The sequence below is a fragment of the Maribacter polysiphoniae genome (assembly GCF_003148665.1).
In the GTDB taxonomy this organism is placed as follows: domain Bacteria; phylum Bacteroidota; class Bacteroidia; order Flavobacteriales; family Flavobacteriaceae; genus Maribacter_A; species Maribacter_A polysiphoniae.
Genome location: NZ_QGGQ01000013.1, coordinates 153,070 through 161,905, shown reverse-complemented (window position 1 = coordinate 161,905; position 8,836 = coordinate 153,070). Strand labels below are relative to the sequence as shown.

Here is an 8,836-nt window from a genome sequence, read left to right as displayed (position 1 = left end):
AACGAACGATTGGAGCCAGATGCACGGGATAGAGTTCAAATATATCCAACCGGGCAAGCCGACCCAAAATGCTTATGTGGAAAGGTTCAATGGAAGCTATAGACGTGGGGTGCTGAACAAATATATCTTTGAAAACCTAGACCAAGTAAGGGAACAGACACAGATCTGGATGAACGATTATAACCATCATAGGCCCCACGATGCCTTGGGTAAAATACCGCCCGTAAAATACGCGGAACTTAATTCTTTTGGGGCTAGCCCCAAAAGAATTAAAAACAATAACTTTAATGAAGTTTTAGAAAACTAAGCAGTTCTAATTAGGGGAAGCTTACAAAAATGGATTATAAAGAATTAAATACAGAAACTGAATTTCAGAGGTTCGATAAAGAACACCCAGAGAAAGGTGAGTTAATCGCTAACATGAAATATGACGAACCTTACAATTTTGTAATCAATGAATTCTTAAAATTAGAATGGATAATTCTATCATTTGGATGCTTTAAAAACGATAGGATTTGCATCAAATATTCTCAAACAACTGGAGAGTTTTTTCTTGCTGATATGAATGATGGCGGACATACTACTAAATGTCGCTTGGTAAAAGTTAAAAGAAGCAAATTTTATAATAACCAAGCAGAGTTAATTGAATGGACAGCAAACCGTGGAGCTGAATTTTGGAAAAGAAGTGCTAAAAATGAAATTAACTAAGGAAATATCAGATAAAATAAATGAAGCATGGCAATATGGAGCTGCTCCAAGTTGTCAGTTTGCTATGAGCGAGCTTGACCGTTATGTTACTGCACTTCTGAATAAAGAAACCATTGAAATTGAAGAGGAAGGAATAACCATTAAAAATCTAATCGAGTTTTTAATTTGGAAGAATAAAAAATGGGTGTTTCAACAGATTTCAATTTGTAATAACTTCAGCGTTGATGAAAAAATAGATTTGATAAATGAAGTTTTATCAAAATTCAACTTAACACGAATTAAGTTTTTGGAAACGGACCCTAACAACCACTATTTCAATTTAATTTTGAAAAATGAAGTAGGTGAATTTCAACTTCATCTGGGCAAAATAACGAACATGGATAACATCCCAGCATACACCATAAATGTGAAAAAACTTGACTTTATTATGAATTCAGGGATGCAAATTAAATTTGAAAATGGAAAAAACTGTTCCTTTGAATTCCAGCGACTTAACATAAAATAAATACCGCTAACACTGTATATAGCAAATAGGGCGTTCAGTGGTTTATGAAAGTTTAATGCTATTTACAAACACCGCCAAATCGTTGATTTGGCTTTTAAAATGACTAAGATAAAAACAAAATACAACGATTTGGCTCAGAGCAAACCCGAAAGTTTATCGCTTTCTACTGCCCTACTTGCCATATACTAAACGTTAGCTATAATTATAAACAACCGCCAAAACATTGAAGATATACAAAGCCATTTTATTGACAATTCTACTTATTGTAATATCCTATATTCCTCAACTAATACTATTAGTACTCTTAGAGTATACAGATTTAGTCACAGATGGATTTATACGGCATATCTATATAGTTGCAGTTTTATCTAACTTAATTTCATTCTTAATAGTGTTTTATTATTTTTGGAAGCCTATACCCAACATTAGTGTCAGCCCGAGTATTAAACAATTGGACTTAACAATTCTTCCATATCTTTTATTAATTGTTATCGGACTTGGATTAGCTGAGCAACCATTATTGGACTTTGAGAAAATATTAGACTATTATCAGAATTCAGAAATAAAACCTCATTCCACTAAATTTATCGGATTTAGTGCAAATTTTTTATATTTCAGAATATCCAGTCTTATAATCGCACCTATTTTTGAAGAACTGTTTTTTAGAAAGTTTTTATTTTCTAAGCTTCTTGAAAAAAATAAATTGTGGATAGCGGTTGTAATTTCTAGTATCTGCTTTTCAGCAATACACTTCGAAACTCCCAACAATTTAATTCCTACTTTTATCTATGGTGTAATTGCGTGTATTATTTATTTTAACACAAAAAATATCATCTATCTAATAATCATTCATTTTTTGTATAACTTAAGTTCTATGCTGTATATGATTTATGGTGAACCATTTTTCGATTGGGTATATGGTCTTAATTACGACTTGATTTATTGGGCCTTAGCCATTTTTGGGATTTTGATAACGGTATTAGGCGTGCAAAAAATAACTACAGCTAACAAAACCTAAGCGTAATGCGGACTTTAGGACAAAACCGAAAGGTCTGTGTATATTTATAAAGTCGCTAAATCTTATGGATTTAGCTTTGGACAATAAAAAATAAAACTAAACAATAAGCTTTAGCTTTGTGTGCAGACGGAAACGAAAAGTTTCCTTACCCCCGCACTACGCTTAGCCCAACCGTTGTAGAGCATTTCCAAAAATGACAAGAAACGAATTAATAGATTTAGTAAAAGATATTCTGGACGTTGAAACTAAAACGGAAAAAGAAATTGACCAGTTGTTAGACATTTTAAAGCAAAATGTTCCTGACCCAGAAGTGTCTGATTTGATTTATTGGAATGATTTATCTCCTGAAGAGATTATTGACAAAGCATTAACTTATAAACCGATTCAACTATAATTCTATGGCACCAGAATCTAAAAAAACATCTGACAAAAAACTTGTTATAGATTTTATTGGTTACTCAGAGCCAAATAATGGTAGAGAATTATGGGAAGTTGATGTATTCCACAATAGTTCCAATATCAATTATAAACTATTTTCAAATGGTTGGAATTATATAAATTTCAGAGTTGAAAAATGGCAACTTGAAAGTTTTGGTTTTGCCTATATTCCTGCAGAGAGCACTGCTAAATTGTTAAATATCAATACTTTAGAAATTCATAACTTACCTTATAAAGGAGTTTCAACTGCTTCATTTATTGGAAATGTATTTGGTTTTGAAAAGTTAATGGAAGTATATGTTGACTTAATTCAAATCACGGATTTGTCGACATTTAAGACTACAACTATTGAGTGGAAAAACAATGAATTCATTGAATGGGTTGAATTTCTAAATAACGAAGAAATCAAACTGACTCTTGCTAAAGTTGAAAAAGGAGTTCGGAAAAAACGCTCTACAACAATGGCTATAGTTAATACGGGTTTTGATCTTTAACCCAAAGTTTAGAGCTTCAAACCAAGTCCGCCAAATCTTTTGATTTGGCTTTAGATCAAAAAAGATAAAACAAAATAAAAAGTTTTGGCTAAGTGCTTAATCGGAAATTAATTACTTATAATTCCCGTACTAACCATAGCCTGAACGTTGGGTGTAATTTAAAAAAAACCGAGATTCAATTGAAAAAGAGAAGGAATGTTTTATTTACAATCGGAATAGACAAATATGAATCTAAAACTTGGAAAGATTTAGAAAATGCAGTTCTTGATTGCAATGAACTGAAAAAAACTTTGGAAGAGCGCTATTCTTTTGAGGAATATCCTGATTCACTTTTCAATAATTTTGCCACAAAAAAAGAAATTTATAATAGTTTTAATACTCTTAAAAGTTACATAGAACCTGAGGATAATCTAATAATTTTTTTTGCTGGTCACGGCAGTATGAATCCTCATACAAATAGAGGTTATTGGATTCCGTTTGAAGGCACTTCAGATACATCAACTTGGATAGAAAATTCAGTCATCAAAGATTTAGTCCAAGATTTAAAAGCAAAACATATTTGGTTAATCGCTGATTCGTGTTTTTCTGGTACTTTTCTGACTAACACAAGAAATATTACAGAAGAGCTAACATATAAAAAACTTGATTCTCAAAAATCTAGATGGATGCTTTCATCAGGAAGTGAGGAAAAGGTTTCGGATGGAATTCCAACAAAACATAGTCCATTTTGTAAATATTTAATTCATTGCTTAAAGAACAACACTAATGAATTTACCTGTGTCTCTGAAATAATAACTTATGTGAAGTTTCTAACTCTCAACAATTCTAAGCAAACACCTAGAGGTGCTTTCATAGACAATGTTGGTCACGCAGAAGGAGAAATGGTTCTAATTTTAGACAAACAATTTGTTCTATCGAATACTAAAATTACACGAGGTACACCAAACACACCTGAACTAAGGCTTGAACTTGCCGAACATCAAAAAAACGAAAAAAGATTTTCTGTTGGTAAAGAAATCATTTTGATAGAAGCATTTGTAGAGGAACAAGATTATTTAATATTGGAAAACTTTCGATTTGATGATGATGGTAATAAAAAATTGAGATTTAAAGAAGATAAAGTGATTTTTAAATCTAAGGACGGAGACGTTTCTTATAAACTTATTAGGCGATTTGCAACTTGGCAAGGTTTAACGAGGTATACGGAGTTAAATGAACAGTATTTTAGAGAAAATAAAGGAGCAATGATGAATGCTCATAGTGATATTGAAAAAGTAGAAGAAGAATTACATTGCATTACTCACGCAGATTATTTACAAGAATTAATTGACTTTAATAAGGATTTAATGTCTTGTCTTCATTGCGGAGAGAAAATTAGTACTAATGACAGCTATCTAGTAGAGATTGATGAAATAAACTTCAAAAACAATGTTGGCAATGTCCATAAAGAATGCTTAAGAAATGCGGACAGAATTTTAGGGAAGTCAGGTTTTGAAGGTTTGAAAGAATCAAGCCTAATTAATTTCAATTACACTTTATGGTTAGAATTATTAGAAAAAGGTCAAGGTCAAATTCAACCTTTATATAGTAAACTTGGGAAACTTAAAATAGCCGTTATAAGTTGGAACCCTGAAAACAACATTAATATTGGAAAATACTGTGTAAGGACTGTTTTCGAAAACGGAAGTACTGATTTTATGAAATTAGGTAAAGAGATACATCGATTTAAATCATCCGAAATAGATAATGAAATTGCAAATTTCAATTCACAGCTAAAAGTGCAGAAAGAGGAGAATGATTTGCCTGGTATAATTGTCGAAACAAAATTATTTGGTCATTTTCAATTTTTATCAAAAATCAAAAAACCTAATCAAACTATTGTAAATGTTTCTCATTACGAAAAAGCTATTTACAGCAACCAATTAGAGGAATATCAAAGTAAAATTGAAAATGACTATACACCATTAGGTCTAATTAAATCAATTGACACGGATGAAATTCTTACTTTAGGAAATTTAGTTCCTCTCATCTCAAATCCAATTGAAATAGATAAATATTATAATAATTGGAAAGAGCTAATAGGAGATTTTGAAGAACAGTCAATTCAAATAATTAAATCAGATTTCGAATTAGACACTTATATCCAAAACTTCTTAAGTAAGGGCTTGCAGCCAATTCTTAACCCTTTATTTAATATTCAAAATAGTCAACTTGAATCTGGCTTTTTAATTAAAAGTATGGAATCCATAATTGAAGAAGCAAAAAATCAAAACAGATAAAAACTACACCCAACAATGGCTATAGTTAATACGGGTTTTGTGCTTAACCCAAAGTTTAGAATTTTTAACCAAGTCCGCCAAATCTTTTGATTTGGCTTTAGAACAAAAAAGATAAAACAAAATAAAAAGTTTTGGCTAAGTGCTTAACCGAAAGTTCACTACTTTTAATTCCCGTACTAACCATAGGTACTGTGTCAAAAAACAAGTTTTTTCTTTAATAATTCAGGAAATAGGTTGATTTATCAAACTGTTATCCCGCGCAGCAAGAGTTTCATTCTTTTGCTGCTTTTTTGTTTCAAACCCTGCATCGTAAACTTCTTCATTCTTCCATAAGGTATACATCAATATCAATAGCTTTCTCTGGACGGCTATTAAAGCCACTAAGGGCTTTGCTTTATTCGGCTTAAGCCTATTATAGAAGTGCTTTAATGTTGGGTTACAGCGCACACAAGTCATCGATGGCATATGTAAAGCTGCTCTGATATGACTGTTCCCTCTTTTACTAATCCTTGTTTTACCTTTAAAATTACCAGACTCTCGTAATACAATATCATAACCGGCATAGCTTGCCAATTGTTTGGCATTTACTATAGATTCAAATCCTAAGGTCTCTCCAATAACCGTAGCTGCTGATATAAAAGATATGCCAGGTATACTCATTAGAAAGCCGATCTTCTGTTTAAGAACCTCATTTTTTGATATCAATTCTTGCATCTCTTTTTCTATAAGGGCTATCTGACACTCAAGAAGCTTCAATCTGTTCTTATGCCTTTTCAAAGCTTTAGCATTACTATAAACACTAGAAGAAATAGCTCCTTGACGATTGGTTTCTATAGTTCTATCTTTCAACAAAGAACTTCGCTCCCTGCTCAATGCTTTTAATTGTTGTAGTTCTTTACTGGGTGGTTGCCAAAGACGAATAGATCTCTCAAGACCAAGCATGCTCAACATCCTACTATCCAATGCATCAGTCTTCGAACGTTGATCCAAACTCTGGGCGTAACGCTTTACACGACCCGATTGCATTACACAAACAGCATAACCTTTACCGTGCAAGTAATGGGCGATACCTTGATGATAGACTCCCGTAGCTTCCATCACTATCAAAAGATCAACAGTACTATCTACTGATTTCTTCAACCATTTCAAAAGCTCCCTGTAACCTGGTTCTTCATTGGATACATCTGGATGGGACTTAAATTCCTTAACCAGCCTTTCACTTAGAAAACCTAATGACAATGATAAATTCAACTTAGAAACATCGATGCCCAAACTTTGTTTTAACTGCTTTTCCATATCCTATTTTTTAAAGCTAGAATTCTCTTTAGCATCTTTGCTCGCATTTGATTCGATCTCTGCACTATAAGGATCTAGGTACTGTTCAGATTCCAAGAAAATTATAGAAGGGCGGAAAACCTATGAAACGATATCATCTAATGTATCTAGCCGAGACCTCGCTGTCCCTCCTATTTAAGCTTGTTGTTAAGTATCCAAGCTAATGCTTTAAAGCATTAGCTTGGGAAGAGTGTAAACCTAAGCAACGATATCTCTATTTAGTATCTAGCCGAACCTCGAAATCACTCTTATTTATAAACTCTTTTTTTTGTGCTAAATATCTTATCTTCAAACTTAGAACCAAACATACGAGCCGAACCGTTAGCTGCAATGGTAAAAACACATCGTCGTATAATAGATTAATGAAAAAAGAACTTCTAATTAATGAGTGCTTCACAACCAACCAAGACTGCATTAAAAACAGTATCACTTAAATTTAACCATAGTTCTTTATGGAGTTGGTTTCAGAAATTAATTGCCTTTATAATTTTCTCTTTAGTGGTAAATCATTTATCAACTCCCGAGAGTTTCCCAGATGGTGAATCGTATAGATTCCCAGTAGAAGGTTTTCTATCCACTATTGTTTTGTGTATTCTTATTGGAATCATAGCAGGGCTTAATTTTAAATTTTACAAGAAAAGGTATTTCTCCAAAAAAGTTGAAATCGCCTCTATCTCATGGTATATGGTCTCTACTCTGGGGTATATTACCGTCATGTATATTCCGTTAGGTATTGTCTTAAATAAAATTGCGGGTGGAGAAACTGAACTCTATTATTTATTAATTGGATTGCTAATTACCTTGTTGTTAAGTTTTATTCTCATAGGGTTAGCATATTCCCTGGACATCTACAATTTATACAAGCTATCTTTAAAAGATAATGAAATTACAATTGAAAGTGGTACAAAAATAACCAAGCTTACCTACGAAAATATTGCATGTTTCTATAGCGAAAACAAAGTTGTATACACCGTTCAAAATGACGGCACCACAATTACCACCGATTTTACATTGAATGAACTCGAAGAGAAAATAAATGATCAATTATTTTTTAGAGTCAATCGTCAAATTATCATTCATAAAGATGCGGTAGACCAAATAGAAAAGATTGCCAATGGCAAGTTGCTGATTAGGTTAAAAACTTCTATTAAAAATGCTGCGATTAGCGAAATCAACATTAGTCGTTATAAACGAAAAGCATTTATGACATGGTTTCAATAAAATAAATTGAAAGCTATCGACCATTCGGTTATAAATCTACTACCATTCAGTAAAAACGGTACTATTTAAAGGGGTTTTTGAGAATCTAGTTCATTACTTCGTTTTAGAATTTAAAATCAAAAACGATGAAAAAAATGAGCTTACAACAAATAATAATTCCATTGGTAACCCTTGCCATTATTTGTTTCATGTACTTTGGGCCAATCACCAGAACACCTTTTGAAAATATAATTATCTCAATTATCATCATTATAGCTAATTATATAGAATACAAGGGGAAACCATTTTCAGCGCTTGGTTTTAAACGTGAAAAATTCAATGCAAAAAATCTTCTTGTGCATGCTCCCTTAGTTGCTTTGGGACTCTTTATTTTTTATGTCTTTGCAGTAGTTCCTGGAATCGAGAAGCTAACAGGAGTTCCTATTGATTATTCAAGCATGAGCCAATTGGAAGGAAACCTTGAAGTGACCATCGTCTGGTTATTAATAGTGTGGGCTACTGCGGGATTTGGGGAAGAAATTATTTTTCGTGGTTATCTTATGCGACAGTTCGTCAAATTCTTTGGAGACAGTAAAATCAGTCTTGCTATAAATATTCTAATAATTTGTGGTTTTTTCGGATACATGCACATGCAGCAAGGAATTACAGGGCAACTTGTTGTAGTAATTATCGGAGCACTCTTATCTATAATATTCTACATTCGCAAATATGATTTGTGGTTTATGATTATGATACATGGCTTTTTTAACACATTAGGTATTTTGAGTTTTTACTTTGGTTTGGCATAATTATACTAAGAGACAACATTAAACAGACAGACTTTTTGCTTAAATGGATT

The 8,836-nt window shown here is 32.4% G+C and carries 10 protein-coding genes; 9 read left to right on the top strand and 1 reads right to left on the bottom strand.

Annotation, left to right across the window (positions count from 1 at the left end; all coding sequences use genetic code 11):
- The 7 genes from LX92_RS20080 to LX92_RS20050 all read left to right on the top strand — a co-directional run.
- A partial coding sequence (locus tag LX92_RS20080; RefSeq protein WP_146197884.1) for an integrase core domain-containing protein occupies positions 1-307 on the top strand: 307 nt, incomplete at its 5' end.
- A gap of 29 nt (positions 308-336) precedes the next feature.
- Positions 337-708, top strand: coding sequence for a hypothetical protein (locus tag LX92_RS20075; protein ID WP_109654448.1), 372 nt, complete (start codon positions 337-339; stop codon positions 706-708).
- Complete coding sequence (locus LX92_RS20070) at positions 695-1,213, top strand: hypothetical protein (protein WP_109654446.1); 519 nt, start codon at positions 695-697, stop codon at positions 1,211-1,213. The genes LX92_RS20075 and LX92_RS20070 overlap by 14 nt, the downstream gene beginning before the upstream one ends.
- A gap of 451 nt (positions 1,214-1,664) precedes the next feature.
- Entirely contained in the window at positions 1,665-2,231 is a 567-nt protein-coding gene (locus LX92_RS20065; RefSeq protein ID WP_170117906.1) for a CPBP family intramembrane glutamic endopeptidase, read from the top strand.
- A gap of 193 nt (positions 2,232-2,424) precedes the next feature.
- Positions 2,425-2,625: a bacteriocin immunity protein gene (locus LX92_RS20060; protein ID WP_109654442.1), complete on the top strand. Its 201-nt coding sequence runs from the start codon at positions 2,425-2,427 to the stop codon at positions 2,623-2,625.
- 4 nt (positions 2,626-2,629) lie between these two features.
- A complete protein-coding gene (locus LX92_RS20055) occupies positions 2,630-3,163 on the top strand; it encodes a hypothetical protein (RefSeq protein WP_109654440.1) in 534 nt (177 codons plus the stop codon).
- A gap of 179 nt (positions 3,164-3,342) precedes the next feature.
- The gene (locus LX92_RS20050) at positions 3,343-5,442 is read left to right on the top strand and encodes a caspase family protein (protein WP_170117905.1); all 2,100 of its coding nucleotides are present in this window, start codon (positions 3,343-3,345) and stop codon (positions 5,440-5,442) included.
- A 222-nt stretch (positions 5,443-5,664) separates the two neighbouring features.
- Here the strand turns inward: LX92_RS20050 and LX92_RS20045 are convergent, their stop codons facing one another.
- Positions 5,665-6,738, bottom strand: coding sequence for an IS110 family RNA-guided transposase (locus tag LX92_RS20045; RefSeq protein ID WP_109654436.1), 1,074 nt, complete (start codon positions 6,736-6,738; stop codon positions 5,665-5,667).
- A 423-nt stretch (positions 6,739-7,161) separates the two neighbouring features.
- Here LX92_RS20045 and LX92_RS20040 point away from each other — a divergent pair, with 423 nt between their 5' ends.
- Positions 7,162-7,998 (top strand): LytR/AlgR family response regulator transcription factor, encoded by an 837-nt coding sequence (locus LX92_RS20040; RefSeq protein ID WP_109654434.1) that lies wholly within the window; start codon positions 7,162-7,164, stop codon positions 7,996-7,998.
- Between the two features lie 125 nt (positions 7,999-8,123).
- Positions 8,124-8,786, top strand: coding sequence for a CPBP family intramembrane glutamic endopeptidase (locus LX92_RS20035; RefSeq protein ID WP_170117904.1), 663 nt, complete (start codon positions 8,124-8,126; stop codon positions 8,784-8,786).
- The last annotated feature ends 50 nt before the right edge of the window (positions 8,787-8,836 follow it).